Genomic DNA, 20,884 nt, shown 5'->3' with positions numbered 1-20,884 from the left:
GAGCGCTGTGAGATGCGGCCGTCCGACGACCGGTAGTCTGTTTTCGTGACGACCGAGGACACCGCACCGCCCATTGCCCGCGAGACGGATCGATTCGTGACGCTCCAGCACGATGGGGGATCGACCCGGCTGCAGGTGCTGGAGGCGACCGACGGCCGCTCGGCGATCGATGCATCGAAGCTGACGCGCCAGACCGGCTACACGACGCTCGACTACGGCTTCGTGAACACGGCGAGCGCTCGCAGCGCCATCACCTACATCGACGGCGACGAGGGCATCCTGCGGTACCGCGGCTACCCGATCGAGGAGCTGGCCGAGCAGAAGACCTTCCTCGACGTCGCGCACCTGCTGATCTACGGCGAGCTGCCGAGCGAGGACGCGCTGGCCACCTTCGACCAGCGCGTGCGCCGGCACACGCTGCTGCACGAGGACCTGCGCCGCTTCTTCGACGCGCTGCCGCGCGACGCGCACCCGATGAGCGCCCTCTCGAGCGCCGTGAGCGCCCTCTCGACCTACTACGAGCACGACCACGATCCGCGCGACGCCGAGAAGGTCGACAAGCAGACGATCCGGCTGCTGGCCAAGATGCCGGTCATCGCCGCCTACGCCCACAAGAAGTCGATCGGGCAGGCCTTCCTCTACCCGGACAACGGGCTCAGCTTCGTCGAGAACTACCTGAAGCTCAACTTCGGCATCCAGGCCGAGGAGTACATCCAGAACCCGGTGATGGTGCGGGCGCTCGAGCGCCTGCTCATCCTGCACGCCGACCACGAGCAGAACGCTTCGACCTCGACCGTGCGCATGGTGGGCTCGACCGATGCGAACCTGTTCGCCTCGGTCTCGGCGGGCATCCACGCGCTCTCCGGGCCGCTGCACGGCGGTGCCAACGAGGCGGTGCTGACGATGCTGCGCGGCATCCGCGACTCCGGCGAGAGCGTCGAGCGCTTCGTCGAGCGCGTCAAGCGCAAGGAGCAGGGCGTGAAGCTGATGGGCTTCGGGCACCGCGTCTACAAGAACTACGACCCGCGCGCGAAGCTCGTCAAGTCGTCGGCCGAAGAGGTGCTCGCGCAGCTCGGCGTGCGCGACCCGCTGCTCGACATCGCGCAGGAGCTCGAGCAGGTGGCGCTGGCCGACGACTACTTCAAGGAGCGCAAGCTCTACCCGAACGTCGACTTCTACACCGGCGTGATCTACAAGGCGATGGGCTTCCCGGAGCGCATGTTCACCGTGCTGTTCGCCATCGGCCGGCTGCCGGGCTGGATCGCGCACTGGCGCGAGATGATGCTCGACCCGCAGACGAAGATCGGCCGCCCGCAGCAGCTCTACGTGGGCCCCACCGAGCGCCACATCTGATCGTTCCCGGCACCGCCGGCCGCACGACCCCCACCCAGCACGACAGCGTGCCGCCGGGGCGGCACGGTGCCGCCCCGGCGTTCGACCCGGAGCACCCATGACCACCACCACGCAGGCCGCGCCCAAGAGCGCCCTCGACCGCTTCTTCAAGATCTCCGAGCGCGGCTCGTCCGTCACGCAGGAGGTGCGAGGCGGTCTCGTCACGTTCTTCGCGATGGCCTACATCATCGTGCTGAACCCGCTCATCATCGGCGGGTTCTCGGCCGATCAGGCGGCGGTGGACGTCGAGGGCGGCTGGCTGCCCAACCACCAGGTGGCGGCGGTCACCGCGCTCGTGGGCGGGCTGATGACCCTCGCGATGGGCCTGATCGCCAACGTGCCCTTCGGCCTCGCCGCCGGCCTGGGCATCAACTCGTTCCTCGCCTTCGGCCTGGTGGGCGAGCTCACCTGGGCGGAGGCCATGGGCCTGGTGGTCATCAACGGCATCATCATCGTGGTGCTGGGCCTGACGGGCCTGCGTCGCATGATCTTCGACGCCGTGCCTGCACCGCTGAAGGCGGCGATCACGGTCGGCATCGGCCTGTTCATCGCCTTCATCGGCTTCGTCGACGCCGGTTTCGTGCGCACGACCGGCATCACCGCGCCCCCGGTGCAGCTCGGCGACGGCGGTTCCATCACCTCGCTGCCGACGGTGGTGTTCATCATCGCGCTGGCGCTGATGGGCTCGCTGCTGGCGCTGCGGGTCAAGGGCGCGCTGCTGATCGGCATCGTGGCGGCCACGGTGGTCGCGATCATCCTCGAGGCGATCTTCAAGGTCGGCCCCTCGCTGGGCACGAACCCCGACGCCTGGAACCTCAACCCGCCCGCGCTGCCGACCGCGATCTTCTCGCTGCCCGACTTCTCACTCATCGGCCAGTTCTCGTTCGGCTCCTTCGAGCGCATCGGCATCCTCGCCACCACCATGTTCATCTTCACGCTGGTGTTCATGAACTTCTTCGACGCCATCGGCTCGATGACCGGGCTGGCGAAGCAGGCGGGCATCTCCTACCCGAACGGCCAGTTCCCCGGCCTCAAGCGCGCGCTCGTGGTCGAGGGCGTCGGCGCGGTGGCCGGTGGTGGCGCGAGCGCCTCCTCGAACACCGTCTTCATCGACTCGGCCGCCGGCATCGGCGACGGCGCCCGCACGGGCCTCGCCTCGGTCGTCACCGGCCTGCTCTTCCTGGCCGCGATGTTCCTGACCCCGCTCACCTCCGTGGTGCCGCTGGAGGTGGCTGCCGCGACGCTCGTGGTCGTGGGCGCGCTGATGATGGCGCAGATCACCGAGATCGACTTCACCGACTTCCGCATCGCGCTGCCGGCGTTCCTCACCATCGTCGTGATGCCGATGACCTACAACATCGCCAACGGCATCGGCGTGGGCTTCATCGCCTGGGTGCTCGTCAACGCGGTCTCCGGCAAGTTCAAGCAGATCTCGCCGCTGCTGTGGATCGTCGCGATCCTGTTCGTGGTCTTCTTCGCGCGAGGCCCCATCGAGGCGCTGCTCGCGTGAGCCCGATGCTCCGCGCCGTTCGAACTGACGACAGTCTGGGCGGCAAATTGACGACTGATACGCTTTCAATCTGACGACTGGTTTGCTGCTGAATTGACGACCGAGATCGTCGCAGTGTGACGGCGGTGGTGAGGTGAAGCTGTGGAGTACATCGAACGTGTCGCCGATCACGAACTCGATACGGCACTGGGGCGCGCGGGTGCGGTGCTCGTCGAGGGCCCGAAGGCGTGCGGCAAGACCGCGACGGCCTCGCGCCACGTCTCCAGCATCGTTCGGGTCGACACTGATCCGACGGTCGCGGGCCAGGTCCAGGCGGATCCTGCATTGGTGCTCGAGGGGGCAAGGCCCCGGTTGCTCGACGAATGGCAGGTCCATCCTGAGCTGTGGAACGCAGTACGGCGAGCGGTCGACGATGCGCCCGAGCGGGGGCAGTTCGTGCTCACCGGATCGACTGCACCAGCATCCGACGCGGTCAGGCACTCCGGGGCAGGCAGGTTCGCGCGGCTGCGGATGCGCACGATGTCGTTGTTCGAGAGCGGAGACTCGGACGCCACGGTGTCTGTCGCTGACCTGCTGAACGGATCGGCACCGCGCGCGTCGACCGCCGAGCTCGACTTCGATGCGCTGCTCGCTCGGATCGCACGAGGCGGTTGGCCTGGGTTCGTCGGACTGCCTGACTCCGCCGTGCATGCAAACCTGCGCGACTACGCCGACACGGTCGCCTCGGTCGACATCCGCACCGCAGGCAAGGACCGCGATCCCGGGCGCGTGCATCGGCTCATGGTCGCCCTGGCGCGTTCGATAGCCACCGAGGCGACTGTCTCGACGCTCGCCCGAGATGAGACCTCACTCTCGCGCGATGTCGTTCGCGAGTACCTCGACGCGCTCTCCCGCATCTTCGTCGTCGAGGACCAGCCGGCGTGGTCAGCGCACCTGCGCTCGACGGCGACGCTGCGGAAGGAGCCGAAGAGACAACTCTGCGACCCGTCGCTTGCATTGGCGTTGGTCGGAGGCAATGCGACCGCGCTTCGGCGGGATCCGGGATTCGCCGGCCAACTCTTTGAGTCGCTCGTGGTTCATGACCTGCGGGTGCTGACGCAGCCGCTCGGCGGTTCGGTGTATCACGCGCGTGACTCCGCCGGCCGCGAGGTTGACGCGATCGTGCAGCTCCCGAGCGGGCAGTGGTCGGCATTCGAAGTGAAGCTGGGCGCGGGCGAGGCGCCGGTGGAGATGGCGGCTGCATCACTGAAGGCGTTCGCCGAGAATGTCGACGAGCGCGACGCTCCGGTGCTGACCGTCGTCACGGGTACCGGGGCGTCCTATCGTCGAGCCGATGGAGTGAACGTCGTAGCGATCGGCGCACTCTCGCCATGAAGCACCTGGGCGAGCCCGGTGTCGCGCTGGGGATGCGTCTCGGCGCTGCCCGTCAGTGCTCGCGGGTGACGGCCGCGAGCACCTCCGGCCAGCGCCGGTCGAGCGCCCTGCCGCCGAGCCGAACGCCCAGCCAGATCGCGAGGGCGCCGAGGCCGAGCCCGATGGCGAGGCTGACCCAGCCGAGCAATGGGAACCAGGCCGCGGCGAGCGCGGTGCCGATCGCCGGCGCACCGGCTGTCAGGATCACCAGCAGCATCAGCAGCGCACCCAGCAGCGCCTGCGCGCCGCCGGATGATCCGGTGCCGAACGGGCTCGCCTCGGGGGCGGGCGTCTGCCCGGGCATCCACGGGCTGATCGCGCTGCCCGCGCCGATCACGAGCGCCGCGGTGCCCAGCGTCGCCCCGAGCGACGCCGGCAGCAGCTCCCAGCGCCCGGAGATCGCCGTGGTGACGACAGCCGTCACGGTCAGCAGCGGGCCGAACAGCACGATCATGCCCAGCGCTCTGCCCGCACGGTCGGCGGTGCCGGAGACGCCCGTGAGCACGTGCGCCGCGAGCGCAGAGCTGTCGTACGCGGTGTCGAGCTGCCCGACCGACATCAGCACGATGGCTCCCAGCAGCGGCAGCAGCATCGGGCCCACGTCGCCGAACGCCCCCAGATCGGCGACGCCCTCGCCCAGCTCGACCTCGACCGTGGTGCCCATCACGACGTTCAGGCCTAGGATCAGCAGCGGCAGCAGCACGACGCCGATCACGTTCACGAGGTGCCGCGGGTCGCGCAGGCGGTAGCGCAGGCCGCGGGCGGCGATCGCGCCGACGGGCGTCGCCGGCAGCAGCCGGTCGATCCAGGCGCCGCTGCGCACCCGGCCGCCGCCACCGGAGACGATCGGCGCGGTGAGCCGGCTGCGGAAGTCGTGCGCCCACACGAGCCACAGCAGCGCGGCCGTCGCGAGCGCGACCAGCAGCTGCGCCGCAGCCGGCAGCAGCGCACCGTCGGCGACGGCACGAGGCACGCCCCACGCGGCGCCGATCGGGGTCCAGGCGAGCGTGCCGGCGACCGCGCCCAGCAGCGAGTCGGTCGACCCGAGCGCCCGCACCCCCTCGGCGACCACCACCACGACGATGCCGGCGGAGATGCCCAGCACGCTGCCGATGACGACGATCAGGTCGCGCCCGCTGCGCTTGGCGAGCTGCCGCGCGAGCGCGGCAGCGAGCGCCCGGCCCGCGAGCAGGCAGGTCAGCAGCTGCAGCGGCAGGAGCAGCGCGGCGGCGAGCAGCGCCGGCCAGGTGATGCTCCAGCCGATCAGGGTCAGCAGCAGCGCCAATAGCGTCCCGATGCCGCCGACGCCGATCGCGCCGCCGAGCAGCACGCCCGGCAGCAGCCGCCGCGCGGGCACCGGCAGCATGGCGAAGCGCTCGGGGGCGAGCGCGTCGTCGGCCGAGATGAGCACGCTCGCGATCGCCCACCCGACGACCAGCGTGCTGCCCAGCACCACCACCGCATCCGGACCCGTCTGCGGCAGCGTGACGCGCAGCAGCACCATGGTCGTCGCGACCAGGCCGAGGGCGCCGAGCGCGCCCAGCACCGCGAGCACGAGCGTGACGATCGCCCAGGGGCTGCGCGTGAGCGTGCGGCCGTACTGCCGCAGCTGCAGGCCTACGAGGAGCGCAGCCATGACAGGCTCTCGGCGTCGAGCGCCTGCGTGCCGACCAGTTCGAGGAAGCGGCGCTGCAGCGGCTGCCCCTGCCGCACCTCGTCGAGCGTGCCGGCGGCGAGCATGCGGCCCTGCGCGACGATCGCGACCCGGTCGCAGAGCGACTCGACCAGCTCCATGACGTGGCTCGAGAGCACGACGGTGCCGCCGGAGGCGACGAAGCCGCGCAGGATCTCGCGGATGGTCTCGCCGGAGACCGGGTCGACGGCCTCGAAGGGCTCGTCGAGCAGCAGCAGTCGCGGCGCGTGGATGAGCGCGCAGGCGAGCCCGATCTTCTTGCGCATGCCTGCCGAGTAGTCGATCACGAGGGTGGAGGCGGCCTCGGCGAGGCCGAGCGCCGCGAGCAGCTCGCCGGCGCGGGCGGTGACATCGGCCTCGGGCATGCCGCGCAGCAGCCCGTGGTAGCGCAGCAGCTCCGCACCGGTGAGCCGGTCGAACAGCCGCACGCCGTCGGGCAGCACGCCCATGCGCGCCTTCGCCGCCGGCGGGTCGGCCCAGACGTCGGCGCCGTCGACGACGGCGGTGCCGGCATCGGGCCGCAGCAGGCCGGTCGCCATCGACAGCGTCGTGGTCTTGCCGGCGCCGTTGGGGCCGAGCAGGCCGAACAGGCTGCCGCGCGGCACGTCGAGCGAGAGCCGATCGACCGCGAGCGTCTGGCCGAAGCGCTTGCTCAGCTCGCGCAGCGAGAGGATCGGGGGAGCGGTCGCATCGGGAAGCACGCTCTGATTCTGCCCTGCTGCGACGGCGGGCTCCTGCGCGCCGTGCCGCGCGGTGGGATCAGTGCAATGCGGCGTTCAGCTCGACACCCCTGCCGTCGCGGGCGACGACCTCGACGGCGCCCGAGACCGAGTTGCGGCGGAACAGCAGGCCCGGCCTGCCGGAGAGCTCGAGTGCCTTCACCTGCTCGCCGCCGGGCACGAGCGTCACCTTCGTGCCGGCGGTGACGTAGAGCCCGGCCTCGACGACCGAGTCGTCGCCGATCGAGATGCCCACGCCCGCATTGGCGCCCAGCAGCACCCGCTCGCCGAGCGCGACGCGCTCCTTGCCGCCGCCCGAGAGGGTGCCCATGATCGAGGCGCCCCCGCCGATGTCGGTGCCGTCGCCGACGACCACGCCTTGCGAGATGCGCCCCTCGACCATCGAGGCGCCGAGAGTGCCTGCGTTGAAGTTGACGAAGCCTTCGTGCATGACCACGGTGCCGGGCGAGAGGTGCGCGCCGAGCCGCACGCGGCTGGCGTCGCCGATGCGCACGCCCGCGGGGATGACGAAGTCGGTCATGCGCGGGAAGCGGTCGACGACCTGCACCTGCAGGCCGGCGCGCTGCAGCTCGACGCGGCGCTCGTTCGCCCAGTCGGGGTCGACGGCGCCGCCGTTGGTCCACGCGACCACCGGCAGCGCGCCGAAGATCCCGTCGAGGTTGATCGAGTTCGGCTGCACCAGCCGGTGGCTGAGCAGATGCAGCCGCAGGTAGGCGTCCTCGACGGAGGCGGGGGCCTCGTCGAGGTCGATCTCGACGTGCCGCAGCTCCATCACGACGCCGCGCGCGGGCACCGGGCCGGTGAGCTCGTCGAGGTGGCCGCCGCCGATCCACTGCGCATCTCCTGCGGCCGAGCCGAGCACCGGGGCCGGGAACCACGCGTCGAGCGCCCGCCCCTCGAAGACGGTGACGAGTGCATGTCCGTGTGCGGGGCGAGCCATGCCTCAAGTCTAGGCTGGTGGCCATGACGGACCCCTCGCCGCTGCCCGCCGCACTCCAGCCCGCCGTGCTCGACCCGCGCGCCACCTCGGTCGAGCTCACGCGGCAGCTGTGCGACATCGAGTCCGTCTCCGACAACGAGGCGACGATCGCTGATGCGATCGAGGCTGCGGCCCGCACGGCACCCCATCTCGAGGTGACGCGCGTGGGTGACACCGTGGTCGCGCGCACGAACCTGGGCCGAGCGCGCCGCGTCGTGCTGGCCGGCCACATCGACACCGTGCCGGTCAACGGCAACCTGCCGACGCATCCGCTCGTCGTCGACGGCGAGGAGCACCTCTGGGGCCGTGGCACCGTCGACATGAAGGCCGGCGTCGCCGTGCAGCTGAAGCTCGCGGTGGAGCTCGCCGCGCCTGTCTTCGACGTGACCTGGCTCTGGTACGACCACGAGGAGGTGGGGGAGGAGCACAACGGCCTGCGCACGCTCGCCCTCACGCGCCCCGAGCTGATGGAGGCCGACTTCGCCATCCTGGGCGAGCCCTCGAACGGCCAGATCGAGGGCGGCTGCAACGGCACGCTGCGCGCCGAGATCCGCACCCGCGGCGTGCGCGCGCACTCGGCCAGGGCCTGGATGGGGCACAACGCCATCCACGACGCCGCCGAGATCCTGCAGGTGCTGCAGTCGTACCGCCCGCGCGAGATCGACGTGGACGGGCTGCGCTACCGCGAGGGCCTCAACGCCGTGGCGATCTCGGGCGGCGTCGCCGGCAACATCATCCCTGACGAGTGCGTCGTGCAGGTCAACTACCGGTTCGCGCCCTCGCGCTCGCTCGAGGAGGCCACCGCGCACGTGGTCGAGCTCTTCGAGGGCTTCGACGTGCAGGTGGTGGATGCCGCGGCCGGTGCCCGGCCCGGGCTGGACGCCCCGCTGGCGCAGGAGTTCATCGCCGCGGTCGGCGCGACGCCGCAGCCGAAGTACGGCTGGACGGACGTCGCCCGCTTCTCGGCGCTGGGCATCCCCGCGGTGAACTTCGGCCCCGGCGACCCCTCGAAGGCGCACGCCGACGACGAGTCGGTGCCGATCGCGCAGATCGTCGCGGCCGAGGAGAGCCTGCGCACGTGGCTCTCGCGAGCCTGACGGAGCCGCGCGCGCGGACGCGCGAGCGCTGGTGGCTGTGGCCACTCGCGCTCTGGGCGGTGTCGCGGCTGGTGAGCACCGCGTTCCTCGGCGCGTTCGCCGGGCGGCAGGAGCTGAGCGCCTGGACCCCCGCGCGCCCTGACCTGCTCGACTACTCGACCATGTGGGACGCCCACTGGTACTTCATCGTCGCCATGTCGGGCTACCCGACCGAGCTGCCGCTCGACGAGTCCGGCCACGTGGGCGAGAACGCCTGGGCGTTCATGCCGGTCTACCCGATGCTCGCCAGGGTGCTGATGCTCGTGGGGCTGCCCTGGGAGGGTGCCGCCGTGCTGCTGTCGGTGGCGGCCTCGCTCGCGTTCGCGCTCGTCGCCTACCGGCTCTTCGCCGAGCTGGCGCCCGGGAGGGAGCGCTTCGCCCTCGCGCTCGTGCTGCTCTCGCCGCTGGCGCCGGTCTTCCAGCTCGGCTATGCCGAGTCGCTGTTCCTCCTGCTGCTCGCCGGCGCGCTGCTGGCCTGGCGGCTGCGCGCCTGGGAGTGGCTGTGGGTGCTCATCCCGATCATGTCGCTCACCCGGCCCGGCGGGCTCGCCTTCGCGCTCGCGCTCGGGCTCTGGTTCCTGATGCGCTGGTTCCGCGACCGGGACGGCTTCCCGGTCGCGGAGCGGCGGATGCTCGTGGGGCTCGGGGCGTGGAGCGCACTCTGGGGCTTCGGCTGGCTGATCGTCTGCACGATCGCGACCGGCAGTCTCACCTCGTACCTCGAGACGGAGCTGAGCTGGCGCTCGGCGTACATCGGCAGGCAGGAGCTGGTGCCGCTCACGCCCTGGCCGATCGGGCTCGAGTGGTGGTTCGGCGCCTGGTGGCCGCTCTGGCTGGCCGGGATCGTGCTCGCCGCCGTGCTGCTGCTGGCAGGCCCGTGGGCGCGTGGCGTCGGCATCGAGGGCAGGCTGTGGGTGATCGCCTACCTGCTCTACCTCGCCGCGGTGTGGTTCCCGCAGTCGTCCACCTGGCGCCTCCTCATGCCCATATTCCCGGCGGCGGCCATCCTCGCAGCCGTGCGGCCCGCCTGGGCGAGAGCCATGCTGCTCGCGGCATGCATCATGCTGCAGCCGGTGTGGATCTGGTTCTGCTGGCACGTGGACGGTCGGGACTGGACGGTTCCCTAGCACACGCGCCAGAGGGCCGACACGGGATCTTGCGTCACCGAGACGTGAGAGAATGGCGGCACCGGATCTGAAGGGGGAGCCGCAATGGCCGCCATGAAACCACGCACAGGCGATGGACCGCTCGAAGCCGTCAAGGAGGGCAGGGTCATCGTCGTGCGCGTCCCGCTCGAGGGCGGGGGACGCCTCGTCGTCTCCGTGAACGACGAAGAGGCTGCTGCGCTGCACAAGGCGCTCGGCGAGGTCGTCGTCACCGCGTGAGACGAAACCGGCCGACGATGGCCGCAGCAGAAGGGGTCGATCCGCAGAGGATCGGCCCCTTCGCGCGTCTCAGGCGGGTTCCGGCAGCCGCACGATCTGCAGCAGGCCGTCGCCGACCGGCGTGACGGCGGCGCGCACCGCGTCCGAGGTCGAGAGCTCCTTCAGCAGCGCCCGCAGGTCGGCGACCTCGTCCCCGCGCTGCGCGGGGTCGGCGACCCGGCCGCCCATCAGGGCGTGGGCGACGAGCACCGAGCCGCCGATGCGCACGAGCGCGAGCGCGTGCTCGACGTACTCGAGCACGCTGGCGGTGTCGGCATCGAGGAAGACGATGTCGTAGCTCGACTCGTTCATGCGCGGCAGCACGTCGCGCGCCTTGCCGGTGATGAGGCGGGCGCGGGTGACCGGGATGCCAGCCTTGCCGAACGCCGCACGGGCGTGCTGCTGGTGGTCGAGCTCGGTGTCGATCGAGGTGAGGGTCGCTCCCGGCGCGCCCCGCAGCAGCCACAGGCCGCTGACGCCGGCACCGGTGCCGACCTCGAGGATGGCGGTCGCCTGGGTGGCCGCGGCGACGGCGGCGAGCTGCGCGCCGACGGCGGGCTCGACGGGCGCGATGCCCAGCTCCTCGGAGGCATCGCGCGCCCCGGTGAGCACGTCGTCCTCCGCGGCGAGGTCGTCGAGGTACTTGGCGATGAGCGGTGATGTCTGCACGGTTCCTCCGGCCTCGAGCGTACGGCCCCCGCGCATCCGCCTGTCTCAGGCTCGCCGCGAGGGCCGGCGCCATGCTGGTCGGCACGGCTCGACTACCCTAGTGGGGTGTCACTGGCAGGCATCACGCTCGACAAGCTGCTGATCATCGCGATCCTCGCGGCCGTCCTCATCGGCCCCGAGCGGCTGCCCGCGCTCGCGGAACGGCTGGGCTCGCTCGTGCGCGGGCTGCGCGACCTCGCCGGCGGCGCCAAGGCCCGCATGCGCGAGGAGATGGGGCCGGAGTTCGACGAGGTCGACTGGAAGAAGCTCGACCCGCGCCAGTACGATCCCCGGCGCATCGTCGCCGACGCGCTGCGCGACGAGCCGGCGCCCACGCCCGACTTCGCCTCGGCGGCGGCCGGCTCGGCGGTCGCGACGGTCAGCGCGCTGCCGCGCCGCGACGAAGGCCCCATGCGCTTCGACGACGAGGCCACCTGACCCGAGCCGCGCGCTCGCGCCCCCGCACGACCGGTACGACCGGCACGACCGGCACGACCGGTACGACCGGTACGACATGGTCGCTTCGGGCGCGGCAAAGTGACCATCCAGTACCGGTCCTCGGGTGCGACCGGGGTGCGGGGTCACGTCGGGGTGCGTGACCGGCGTGACGGGTCACGTCGGGTGCGCCCGGGGTGAGGGGTCACGTCGGGGTGCGTGACCGGGGTGAGTGGTCACCTCGGGGTGCGTGACCGGGGTGAGGGGTCACGTCGGGCGTGCGGCAGGGGCGGATGGGTCAGGCCGGGCTGATCGGCAGGGCCCGGCCCTGCAGGCGGCGCGTGCCGCGCAGCGACTCGGCGAGCGCGATGATCGCGGCCGCTGCCGGGTCGCCGGGCTCGGCAGCCACCACCGGCTCGCCCGCGTCGCCGCCCTCGCGCAGCGCCACCGACAGCGGGATGCGCGCCAGCAGCGGCACCTCGAGCCGTCGCGCGGCCTCGTCGCCGCCGCCGGAGCCGAACAGCTCGAGCAGGCTGCCGTCGGGCTGTGGGAGACCGGCCATGTTCTCGACCACGCCCAGCACCCGCTGCCCGGTCTGCCGCGCCACCTCGGCGGCGCGCTCGGCGACGTCGGCGGCCGCCTTCTGCGGCGTGGTGACGACGAGCACCTCCGCGTGCGGCAGCAGCTGCCCGAGCGAGATGGCGACGTCGCCCGTGCCCGGCGGCATGTCGATCAGCAGCACGTCGAGATCGCCCCACCAGACGTCGGTGACGAACTGGTTGAGCGTGCGGTGCAGCATCGGGCCGCGCCAGGAGACCGAGCGGTTGCCGTCGACGAACATGCCGATCGAGACCAGCCGCACCCCGTGCGCCTCGGGAGGCATCATCATGTCGCCGACCCGGGTGGGCTTCGCCGCGGTGCCCAGCAGCGCCGGGATGGAATAGCCGTGCACGTCGGCGTCGATCACGCCCACCGCCAGCCCGCGGGCGGCGAGCGCGACGGCGAGGTTGGCGGTCACGGTCGACTTGCCGACGCCGCCCTTGCCACTGGCGACGGCGATGATGCGGGTGAGCGTGTCGGCGCCGAACTGCTGCGGGCGCGAGCCGCGCAGCCGCTCGACGAGGGCCTGCCGGGTGGCGGGGTCCATGACGGCGACGTCGATCTCCACGCGCTCGACGCCGGCGACCGACGCGGCCGCCAGGCGCACATCCGCCTCGATCCTGTCTGCGGCGGGGCACGCGGCCACCGTGAGCTCGAGGCGGATGCGCGCGACGCCCGCGTCGAGGGTCGCGGCCGGGATCATGTCGAGCTCGACCAGCGGCCGGTGGATCTCGGGGTCGATGACAGTCGCGAGGGCGCGCTGCAGCGCCGGGTCGATCGGGGAAGTCATGGGCGGCTCACGTGGCGTCGCGCTCGCGCCGCTCGTCGAGCTCGTCGACGAACGACTTCAGCTCGGCGCGGATGAACTCGCGCGTGGCCATGTCGCGCATGGCCATGCGCAGCGCGACGACCTCACGCGCGAGGTACTCGGTGTCGTTGAGGTTGCGCTCGGCACGCAGGCGGTCCTGCTCGATCTGCACCCGGTCGCGGTCGTCCTGGCGGTTCTGCGCGAGCAGCAGCAGGGGGGCGGCGTAGGAGGCCTGCAGGCTGAGCACGAGCGTGAGCAGCGGGAAGCCCTGATCCTGCGGATCGAACTGCGCCTCGGCGGGCGCGATCGAGTTGTAGCCGAGCCAGAAGGTGACGAAGACCGTCATGCCGATCAGGAAGGCGGGGGTGCCCATCGCTCGCGCGAACGCCTCGGTGAAGCGGCCGAAGCGATCCCTCGACTCGGGCAGCCGGATGCGGCGGCGCGCGGCCTTCGGCTGCGAGAAGCGGTCGTCGCGCTCAGCCATGCGCGCCCTCCTCCTGCTCCTGGGCCCGCCAGTCCTCGGGCAGGATGTGGTCGAGCACGTCGTCGATCGTGACCACGCCGACCAGGCGACCGGCCTCGTCCACCACCGGCACCGAGACGAGGTTGTAGGCGGCGAGCTGGCGGGTGACCTCGGCGGCGGTGTCGCTGGCGAGCACCGGTTCGATCTGCTCGTCGAGCAGGGTGCCGACGCGCTCGTTCGGCGGGTAGCGCAGCAGCCGCTGGAAGTGCACCATGCCGAGGAAGCGGCCGGTGGGGGCCTCGTACGGCGGCAGCGTGACGCAGATGGCGGCGGCCAGCGCCGGCGCGACCTCGTGGCGGCGCATGAGCGCCAGCGCCTCGGCCACGGTGGAGTCGGAGGCCAGGATGATCGGCTCGGTGGTCATCAGGCCGCCGGCGGTGTCGGCGCCGAACGAGAGCAGCATGCGCACGTCCTCGGCCTCATCCGGGTCCATCAGGTCGAGCAGCGTCTCGCCGCGCTCTGCCGGCATGTGGCCGATGAGGTCGGCCGCGTCGTCGGGCTCCATCTGATCGAGCACGTCGGCGACGCGGGCGTCGGTGAGCGAGGCCAGGATCTCGACCTGGCGATCCTCGTGCATCTCCTCGAGGATGTCGGCGAGCCGGTCGTCGGAGAGGTCCTCGGCGACCTCCATCATGCGTCGCTGCGGCAGGTCGAGCATCGCCGAGGCGGCGTCTGCGGCGGGCAGCTCCTCGAGCGAGGCGAGCAGGTGCTCGGTGTCGTGCTCGGCATCGCGGTCCTGCAGCACGTCGTGCCACTGCGCCAGGGTCGTCGGACCCTTGCCGAACGGGCCGGTCTTCGGCTTGCGGAGGAAGAGCTCGTCGACCTCCCACTCGCCGGGACCCCGCTCGGCGATCGAGAGATCCTCGACCGTCGCGCGGGTGCCGTCCTGCAGCGTGACCGGACGGCCCAGGATGTCGGCCAGCAGCAGCCGCTCGCTGCCGCGCTGGCTGAACCGCCGGTCGCTGATGGTGGCGGCGATCAGCTGGCCGCCGCCGATCGAGAGCACCCGGCCGATCGAGAGGAACACGCGCTGGCGGCCGCGATCCTCGACCACCAGGCCGACCACGCGCGGCGGGGCGTCCTGCCGCGGCACGGTGACCACGTCGCGCACCTTGCCGATGCGCTCACCCGCGGGGTCGAACACGCCCGCACCCGCGAGGCGGGCGACGAAGACGGTGGGTGCGCTCATGCCGACCAAGGTACCGCGCGAGCCTCACGCCCTGAGCGAACCGGCCCGGGGCGCGGCGGGCTCGCGTGGGAGACTGGCGCGGTGAGCATGTTCCAGCGTTCGTCCACCGGCGACCAGCACCTGCCGCACGGTGTGGTCGTCGCCTCGTTCGAGACCTACGCGCAGGCGCAGGCCGCGGTCGCGAAGGTCTCGGGCTCCGACACCGACGTCGCGGGGCTCGCGATCATCGGCAACGACCTCAAGCTCGTCGAGCGTATCGTCGGCCGCCTCACCTGGGGCAAGGTGGCCATGCGCGGCGCCATCCGCGGGCTCGGCTTCGGCGCCTTCATGGGCCTGCTGTTCCTGCTGTTCGTGCCGGAGGCTGTGAGCTCGGTGCTGGTGTTCCCGCTGCTGGGCCTCGCGTTCGGCATCCTGCTGTCGGTCGTGCAGCACTCGCTCGTGCGGCGCAAGCGCGACTTCGCCTCGACGCAGCAGGTGCTGGCCGCCCGCTACGACGTGGTCGCACCGCAGGAGAGCGCCGGCAAGGCGATGCAGGTGATCGGCCAGCGCGACGGGGCGGCCGCGCCGACCGAGGCGCAGCTGCAGGCGGCCCCGCCGCCCGTGCCGCCCGCGCAGCCCGACGCCTCCGCGCAGCCCGGCGCCTCCGCGCAGCCCGGCGCCTCCGCGCAGCCCGGCGCACCCGAGCAGCCCGGCGCCTCCGCGCAGCCCGGCGCCTCCGCGCAGCCCGGCGCACCCGAGCAGCCCGGCGCACCCGAGCAGCCCGGCGCCTCCGCGCCGGCGGGCGCACCCGAGCAGCCATCGGGCGCACCGGTGCCCTCGAGCGGCCCGGCTCCGCAGGGGCGTCAGGACCCGCCCGCCTCCTGATCAGGCGATCGCATCGGACGCACGCGCCGCATCCGCGACCGCGTCGCTGACGAGATCGAGCAGCGGCGAGACCAGATTCCAGCGCTGCCACCACAGCGGCACCTCGATCGTGTCGTGTGCGAGCACGACCAGTGAGCCGTCGGCCACCCCCGCCTCGAACTGACCGGGCAGCAGCATGCCCCAGCCGAGCCCCATGCGGATCGCCTGCGCGAACTCGGCGGATGCGCTGATGATGTGCCGTGGAGCTCGGTCGCGTGCGCCGTGACGGCCTGCGAAGCGTGACTGCAGCGTGTCGTGGGCGTCGAAGTCGACGAGCGGAGCGGCCTCGAGCGCGGTCCGCGTCAAGCCTTCGGGGAACCAACGTGCGGCGAAGCCGCGTTCGGCGATGGGCACGTAGCGCATGCTTCCCAATGGGGTGGCGACGCAGCCGGACACGGGCTCCCGCTGCGCGGTGACGGCGGCCATGACGGTGCCGTCTTGCAGCAGCTGCGCCGTGCGTTCCTCATCTTCGCGGTGCAGTTCGAAGGTGGCGGGCAGCTGAGCGACGACGGTGGCGAGCGCGGGCATGAACCAGGTGATGAGGGAGTCGGCGTTCACCGCCAGCGGGATGCGCGGACCGCCAGCATGCTCGCTCGTGCCCGGTTCGCCGAGAGCGGCGAGCGCGTCGTGCTCGAGCAGCGCGAGCTGGCGAGCCATGCGCACGAGCGCTTCGCCTGCGTCGGTGGGGCGGACCGGCTTGGTGCGTTGAAGCACAATGCGGCCGATGCGCTGCTCGAGCGCGCGGATGCGTTGGCTCACGGCACTCGGCGTGACGCCCAGCACGGTGGCGGCCCGCTCGAGGGTGCCACCGTCGATGACCGCGACGAGGGTGCGCAGGTGGTCCAGCGGCAACTCCATGTCGACATGCTAGATGAAGCAATGCTTATGTTGCGACAGAAACCTTCGCTGGACTGCATGCGATTGTCGCCGTAGCGTCGTGACCATGGATCTGGGAATCGTCGCGCTGCTGTCAGGCTTCGCGCTGTGCCTGGGCCTGATCCTCTCGATCGGGGCGCAGAACGCCGTCGTGCTGCGGCAGGGACTGCGTCGCGAGCACGTCGGCATCGTGGTGCTGGTGTGCGTCGTGAGCGATGCGATCCTGCAGACCATCGGCGTCGCGGGCGTCGCCACGCTCGTCACCGCGCAGCCATGGCTGGAGACGCTCGCGCGCTGGGCGGGCGCCGCCTTCATCATCGGCTTCGCCCTGCTGAGCGCGCGTCGCGCCTGGCGCGGCGGCGGCTCGCTCGAGGCCGCGCCCGATCCCGCAGCGGCGGCAGCGGTTGCCAGCGGAGTGACCACGCGGGTGCGCAGCAGCAGGATGACGACGTTCCTCACGATCCTCGCCGTCACCTGGCTCAACCCCCACGCGCTCGTCGAGACGACGGTGGTGCTGGGTTCGGTCGCGGGCACGCACGGCGACGCGCGCTGGTGGTTCCTGGCGGGCGGCATCGCCGCGAGCACGCTCTGGTTCGTCGGCTTCGGCTACGGCGCCCGCTACCTGGCGCCGCTGCTGCGCACCGAGCGTGCCTGGCGCATCCTCGACGGCACGATCGCCGCGGTGATGCTCGTGATCGCCGTCACCCTCGTCGCCGGCTGATCGGCACGTTCCGCCCACCGCCCCGGCACGCGCAGGTATAGGGCGTGTCGCTCGTGCGACTCATCCGCAGGAGCAACACGCCGTATACCTGCGCAGGGCGTGGGTGGCAGGGCGAGGGCGGCAGGGCGGTGCGAGGGCGGCGGCAGGAGCGCGCGCCGTCAGCGCGCCCGCACCTCGCGCATCCAGGCCTCGACCTCGTCGGCGGTGCGCGGGATCGCGCTCGAGAGGTTCACGGCGCCGTCGGCGGTGACCAGGATGTCGTCCTCGATGCGGATTCCGATGCCGCGCAGCTCCTCGGGCACCGTGAGGTCGTCGGCCTGGAAGTAGAGGCCGGGCTCGATCGTGAACACCATCCCCTCGCGAACGACGCCGTCGTGGTAGAAGTCGCGACGCGCCTGCGCGCAGTCGTGGACGTCGAGGCCCAGGTGGTGGCTGGTGCCGTGCACCATCCAACGGCGGTGCAGCTGCTGGTCGGGCTCGAGCGAGACCTCAGCCGAGACCGGCAGCACGCCCCACTCGGCGGTCTTCCGCGCGATGACCGCCATGGCGGCCGCGTGCACCTCCTTGAAGATGATGCCGGGCTTCACGATCGCGAACGCCGCGTCGGCCGCCTCGACCACCGCGTCGTAGATGCGGCGCTGCACCTCGGTGAACTCACCCGAGATCGGCAGGGTGCGGGTGATGTCGGCGGTGTAGAGGCTGTCGACCTCGACGCCGGCGTCGAGCAGGATGACGTCGCCCTCGCGCACGGCGCCGTCGTTGCGGGTCCAGTGCAGGTAGCAGGCGTGGTGGCCCGACGCCGCGATGGTGTCGTAGCCCACGGCGTTGCCGTCGAGCCGCGCGCGGCGGTGGAAGGCGCCCTCGACGACGCGCTCGCCCCGCTCGTGCTGCGTCGCTTCGGTCAGGTCGGCGATCACGTCGTCGAAGCCGCGCGCGGTCGCGTCGACCGCAGCCTGGATCTCGGCGATCTCGTGCTCGTCCTTCACGAGCCGCTGCTCACTCAGGTCGCGCGCGAGCACATCGCCGTCGGGATTCGCGGCGGGCAGCTGCGCCTCGACCTCCGGGTCGGCGCCGGTGACGATGAGCGTCTCGCCCGCGCCGGCGAGCGAGGCGCCGAGCTCCGCCAGGTCAGCCACGGCCAACCCCAGGTCGGCCGCCACGTGCTCGAGCGAGGGGCGCGGGCCCACCCAGAACTCGCCGATCGCCGGGTTGGCGTAGAACTCCGTGGTGCCCCGGCCGGCGGGGCCGCGGAAGTACAGCGTCGCGGCGTGCCCGGCGCCACCATCGACGGGCTCGAGCACGAGCACCGAGTCGGCCTCCGCATCCGCACCCCACCCGGTCAGGTAGGTGAAGTCGGGGTGCGCGCGGAACGGGTAGTCGGTGTCGTTCGAGCGCACCTTCAGCCCGCCGGCGGGGATCACCAGGCGCACGCCCGGGTGCAGCGCCGAGATCGCGGCGCGGCGCTGCGCGGCGAATCCGGCGGCGGCGCGGGCCTGCGGCAGCGGCGCCTCGCGCTCCGCCCAGCCCGACTGGATGTGCTCGGTGAAGGCCGAAGAGGTGGGGGTCGTCGAGCGGTTGGTGTTCTCAGGGGTGGCCGACGCGGGGTGCTGCGTCGTGGTGGCTTCGCTGGTCATGCGCACCATCCTCCCACCCCCGCGGCGGGCCGGTACGGGTGTGTCCGGCGCCGTGCGAGGGTGTGGTGAGCGGATGCGTCAGGCCGGCCGCGCGGGCGGGTTGTCGTCGGCGTAGAGGGCGGTGAAGAGCCCGAGCGTCTCGCCGTCGGGGTCTGGCCCGCGCTCCTTGAACTCGTTCATCAGCTCGTAGAGCCGCTGCTGCAGCTCCTCGCGGTGCTCGGCGTTGACCTTGAGGCCCATCCAGGACACGTCGAGCTCGTCGGGCGCAAGGCCGTCGATCTGCTGCAGGAAGGTCTCCACCAGCACCGGGGAGCCGCCCGGAATCGAGGTGCGCCAGGAGAGCCCGGTGGCCCGGTACGGCACCTCACGCGCCCCGCCGGCGCCGGCGCGCTCGGGCTCGGCGGCGAGGAAGCCGGTCTGCACGAGCGTGCGCACGTGGTGCAGCATCGTGCCGGGATTGACGCGCAGCAGGCCAGCGAGCTCCTTGTTGGTGCGCGCCTCGAACGCGCACAGCCGCAGCACGCGCAGCCGCAGCGGCGAGCTGAGCGCCCGCGCCATCGCCTGCTGCTCGGCGTCGTCGCTGGCGTGCAGGGTGATGCGATCCTCGCCGGGCGCCGCATCGCGCACGACGGCCGCGCGCTCGCTCTCCTCGGTCATGGCTCCCATCGTAGTCAAAGCGATTGACAGTTCTCAATCATGCGCGCATACTGATTGGCATGTCCCAATCACCCGACTCGACGGCAGAGGTCCCGCAGCCCTCCGACGACAGCTCCGTCGAGGCCGCCGCGCCGACCGCGGTGCGCGACGCGCCGAAGGGCTCGCTGTGGCGCGACGGCAACTTCCTCACCATGTGGTCGGGGCAGGCCCTCGCGCAGGTCGGCTCGCAGGTGACCGAGCTCGCCATCCCGGTGCTCGCGGTGCTGCTGCTGCACGCGACCGAGTTCGAGGTCGGCCTGCTGAACGCCGCGGGCGTCGCCGCCTTCCTGGTCGTGGGCCTGCCCGCCGGCGCCTGGATCGACCGGATGCGCAAGCGCCGCGTGATGATCTGGGCGGATGCGGTGCGTGCGGCCGCGCTCGCCGCCCTGCCACTGCTGTGGTGGGCCGGCGTGCTCGAGATGTGGCACCTCTACGCCGTCGCGCTCGTGGTCGGGGTCGCGACGGTCTTCTTCGACGTGTCGTACCAGTCGATCATCCCCTCGCTCGTGCGGCCGAGCCAGATCGCCGAGGCCAACGGCAAGCTCGAGGCCACGCGCGAGCTCGCCAACATCGGCGGCCCTGCCATCGGCGGCTGGCTGATCGGCATCATCACCGCGCCCTTCGCGATCCTCGCGACCGTCGGCACCTACCTCGCGTCCTTCATCGCCCTGCTGCTCACCCGCGATCACGAGCAGCCGCGCGCGGCCGACGACCACGAGCCGATCCTGCGCGAGATCGGGGAGGGGCTGCGCTGGGTGCTCGGCAACCCGCTGCTGCGGCGCATCGTCGGCACCACCGGCATCTCCAACTTCTTCAGCACCCTCTCCTTCACGCTGCTGCCGATCTTCCTGCTGCGCGAGCTGGGCCTGACTCCGGCCGCGATGGGCGTCATCTTCTCGCTCGGCTCGATCGGCGGCCTCGCCGGTGCCGCGGCCACCCCGCACATCGTGCGCTGGATCGGCGAGGGGCGCGCGATCCCCGTCAGCGCGATCGGCTTCGGCGTGGTCGCGTGCTTCCTGCCGCTCGCGGCCACCTTCCCGGCGGTCGCCTTCCCGCTGCTGGTCGCGCAGATGTTCGTCGGCAGCTTCACCGTGCTGCTCTACAACATCACCCAGGTCACCTTCCGGCAGCGCATCACGCCGCCCCGCCTGCTCGGCCGCATGAACGCATCCGTGCGCTTCTGCGTGTGGGGCGTGATGCCGATCGCGGCGCTGCTCGCCGGTGTGCTCGGCACCTGGATCGGCGTCGTGCCCACCATGTGGATCGGCGCGGTCGGGCAGCTGCTCGCCGCCCTGTGCGTCGTGATCGGGCCGTTCTGGACGATGCGGGAGCTGCCCGACGCGGAGCACTGATCGGTAGTCGGCACTGATCGGTCGCGCAGCCCTGATCGGTCGCGCAGCCCTGATCGGTCGCGCAGCCCTGATCGGTCGCGCAGCCCTGATCGGTCGCGCAGCCCTGATCGGGAGGGGGCACTGATCGGGAGCGGGGCACTGATCGGATGTGT

At 71.9% G+C, this 20,884-nt stretch carries 20 protein-coding genes; 10 read left to right on the top strand and 10 right to left on the bottom strand.

Annotation, left to right across the window (positions count from 1 at the left end; all coding sequences use genetic code 11):
- The first annotated feature begins 96 nt into the window (after positions 1 to 96).
- The 3 genes from J1M46_RS06740 (at position 97) to J1M46_RS15610 (ending at position 4,276) form a co-directional block, all read left to right on the top strand.
- Positions 97 to 1,353 (top strand): citrate synthase, encoded by a 1,257-nt coding sequence (locus J1M46_RS06740; protein ID WP_342384409.1) that lies wholly within the window; start codon positions 97 to 99, stop codon positions 1,351 to 1,353.
- A gap of 97 nt (positions 1,354 to 1,450) precedes the next feature.
- Positions 1,451 to 2,902, top strand: coding sequence for an NCS2 family permease (locus tag J1M46_RS06735; protein WP_206447120.1), 1,452 nt, complete (start codon positions 1,451 to 1,453; stop codon positions 2,900 to 2,902).
- A gap of 141 nt (positions 2,903 to 3,043) precedes the next feature.
- Positions 3,044 to 4,276: a DUF4143 domain-containing protein gene (locus J1M46_RS15610; RefSeq protein WP_206447119.1), complete on the top strand. Its 1,233-nt coding sequence runs from the start codon at positions 3,044 to 3,046 to the stop codon at positions 4,274 to 4,276.
- Positions 4,277 to 4,328: 52 nt separating this feature from the next.
- Here the strand turns inward: J1M46_RS15610 and J1M46_RS06725 are convergent, their stop codons facing one another.
- The 3 genes from J1M46_RS06725 to J1M46_RS06715 are packed head-to-tail and all read right to left on the bottom strand — an operon-like array spanning position 4,329 to position 7,688.
- Entirely contained in the window at positions 4,329 to 5,951 is a 1,623-nt protein-coding gene (locus tag J1M46_RS06725) for a hypothetical protein (RefSeq protein ID WP_206447118.1), read from the bottom strand.
- Entirely contained in the window at positions 5,933 to 6,709 is a 777-nt protein-coding gene (locus tag J1M46_RS06720; RefSeq protein WP_206447117.1) for an ATP-binding cassette domain-containing protein, read from the bottom strand. Before J1M46_RS06720 ends, J1M46_RS06725 begins: the two co-directional genes overlap by 19 nt.
- Before the next feature lie 58 nt (positions 6,710 to 6,767).
- Positions 6,768 to 7,688: a tetrahydrodipicolinate N-succinyltransferase N-terminal domain-containing protein gene (locus J1M46_RS06715; RefSeq protein ID WP_206447116.1), complete on the bottom strand. Its 921-nt coding sequence runs from the start codon at positions 7,686 to 7,688 to the stop codon at positions 6,768 to 6,770.
- A gap of 23 nt (positions 7,689 to 7,711) precedes the next feature.
- Between J1M46_RS06715 and dapE the strand changes: the two genes are divergently transcribed.
- From dapE to J1M46_RS06700, 3 genes are all read left to right on the top strand, one after another.
- Entirely contained in the window at positions 7,712 to 8,824 is a 1,113-nt protein-coding gene (gene dapE, locus J1M46_RS06710) for a succinyl-diaminopimelate desuccinylase (RefSeq protein ID WP_206447115.1), read from the top strand.
- Positions 8,806 to 9,990 carry a hypothetical protein gene (locus J1M46_RS06705; RefSeq protein WP_206447114.1) on the top strand — a complete coding sequence of 395 codons (1,185 nt, stop codon included), beginning with the start codon at positions 8,806 to 8,808 and terminating at the stop codon, positions 9,988 to 9,990. The genes dapE and J1M46_RS06705 overlap by 19 nt, the downstream gene beginning before the upstream one ends.
- Positions 9,991 to 10,074: 84 nt before the next feature.
- Positions 10,075 to 10,248: a DUF3117 domain-containing protein gene (locus tag J1M46_RS06700; protein WP_092918451.1), complete on the top strand. Its 174-nt coding sequence runs from the start codon at positions 10,075 to 10,077 to the stop codon at positions 10,246 to 10,248.
- Positions 10,249 to 10,317: 69 nt separating this feature from the next.
- Here the strand turns inward: J1M46_RS06700 and J1M46_RS06695 are convergent, their stop codons facing one another.
- Positions 10,318 to 10,956: an O-methyltransferase gene (locus J1M46_RS06695; protein ID WP_342384304.1), complete on the bottom strand. Its 639-nt coding sequence runs from the start codon at positions 10,954 to 10,956 to the stop codon at positions 10,318 to 10,320.
- A gap of 105 nt (positions 10,957 to 11,061) precedes the next feature.
- Between J1M46_RS06695 and J1M46_RS06690 the strand changes: the two genes are divergently transcribed.
- A complete protein-coding gene (locus J1M46_RS06690) occupies positions 11,062 to 11,433 on the top strand; it encodes a Sec-independent protein translocase TatB (RefSeq protein ID WP_446698567.1) in 372 nt (123 codons plus the stop codon).
- Between the two features lie 295 nt (positions 11,434 to 11,728).
- Here J1M46_RS06690 and J1M46_RS06685 read toward each other — a convergent pair whose 3' ends face one another.
- From J1M46_RS06685 to J1M46_RS06675, 3 genes are read right to left on the bottom strand one after another with little or no spacing between them, the layout of a single operon-like run.
- Positions 11,729 to 12,820, bottom strand: a complete 1,092-nt coding sequence (locus tag J1M46_RS06685) for an Mrp/NBP35 family ATP-binding protein (protein WP_206447112.1) — start codon at positions 12,818 to 12,820, stop codon at positions 11,729 to 11,731.
- Positions 12,821 to 12,827: 7 nt separating this feature from the next.
- Positions 12,828 to 13,322 (bottom strand): DUF1003 domain-containing protein, encoded by a 495-nt coding sequence (locus J1M46_RS06680; RefSeq protein ID WP_206447111.1) that lies wholly within the window; start codon positions 13,320 to 13,322, stop codon positions 12,828 to 12,830.
- Positions 13,315 to 14,550, bottom strand: coding sequence for a magnesium transporter MgtE N-terminal domain-containing protein (locus tag J1M46_RS06675; protein ID WP_206447110.1), 1,236 nt, complete (start codon positions 14,548 to 14,550; stop codon positions 13,315 to 13,317). The genes J1M46_RS06680 and J1M46_RS06675 overlap by 8 nt, the downstream gene beginning before the upstream one ends.
- 87 nt (positions 14,551 to 14,637) lie before the next feature.
- Between J1M46_RS06675 and J1M46_RS06670 the strand changes: the two genes are divergently transcribed.
- Positions 14,638 to 15,414 (top strand): general stress protein, encoded by a 777-nt coding sequence (locus tag J1M46_RS06670; protein ID WP_342384408.1) that lies wholly within the window; start codon positions 14,638 to 14,640, stop codon positions 15,412 to 15,414.
- On the opposite strand, the gene J1M46_RS06665 is transcribed toward J1M46_RS06670, so the two are convergent.
- Positions 15,415 to 16,311, bottom strand: coding sequence for a LysR family transcriptional regulator ArgP (locus tag J1M46_RS06665; RefSeq protein ID WP_206447108.1), 897 nt, complete (start codon positions 16,309 to 16,311; stop codon positions 15,415 to 15,417).
- 85 nt (positions 16,312 to 16,396) lie between these two features.
- Between J1M46_RS06665 and J1M46_RS06660 the strand changes: the two genes are divergently transcribed.
- On the top strand, positions 16,397 to 17,050 hold the full coding sequence (locus J1M46_RS06660) for a LysE/ArgO family amino acid transporter (protein ID WP_206447107.1): 654 nt from the start codon (positions 16,397 to 16,399) through the stop codon (positions 17,048 to 17,050).
- A 158-nt stretch (positions 17,051 to 17,208) separates the two neighbouring features.
- On the opposite strand, the gene J1M46_RS06655 is transcribed toward J1M46_RS06660, so the two are convergent.
- Positions 17,209 to 18,693 (bottom strand): aminopeptidase P family protein, encoded by a 1,485-nt coding sequence (locus J1M46_RS06655; RefSeq protein WP_206447106.1) that lies wholly within the window; start codon positions 18,691 to 18,693, stop codon positions 17,209 to 17,211.
- Between the two features lie 69 nt (positions 18,694 to 18,762).
- The gene (locus J1M46_RS06650; protein ID WP_206447105.1) at positions 18,763 to 19,341 is read right to left on the bottom strand and encodes an ArsR/SmtB family transcription factor; all 579 of its coding nucleotides are present in this window, start codon (positions 19,339 to 19,341) and stop codon (positions 18,763 to 18,765) included.
- Between the two features lie 59 nt (positions 19,342 to 19,400).
- Here J1M46_RS06650 and J1M46_RS06645 point away from each other — a divergent pair, with 59 nt between their 5' ends.
- Positions 19,401 to 20,732: an MFS transporter gene (locus J1M46_RS06645; RefSeq protein WP_206447104.1), complete on the top strand. Its 1,332-nt coding sequence runs from the start codon at positions 19,401 to 19,403 to the stop codon at positions 20,730 to 20,732.
- The last annotated feature ends 152 nt before the right edge of the window (positions 20,733 to 20,884 follow it).

It is taken from the genome of Agrococcus sp. KRD186, assembly GCF_017168255.1.
GTDB lineage: Bacteria > Actinomycetota > Actinomycetes > Actinomycetales > Microbacteriaceae > Agrococcus.
The sequence above is the reverse complement of the archived record's forward strand: the minus strand, read 5'-3'. Positions and strand labels throughout refer to the sequence as shown.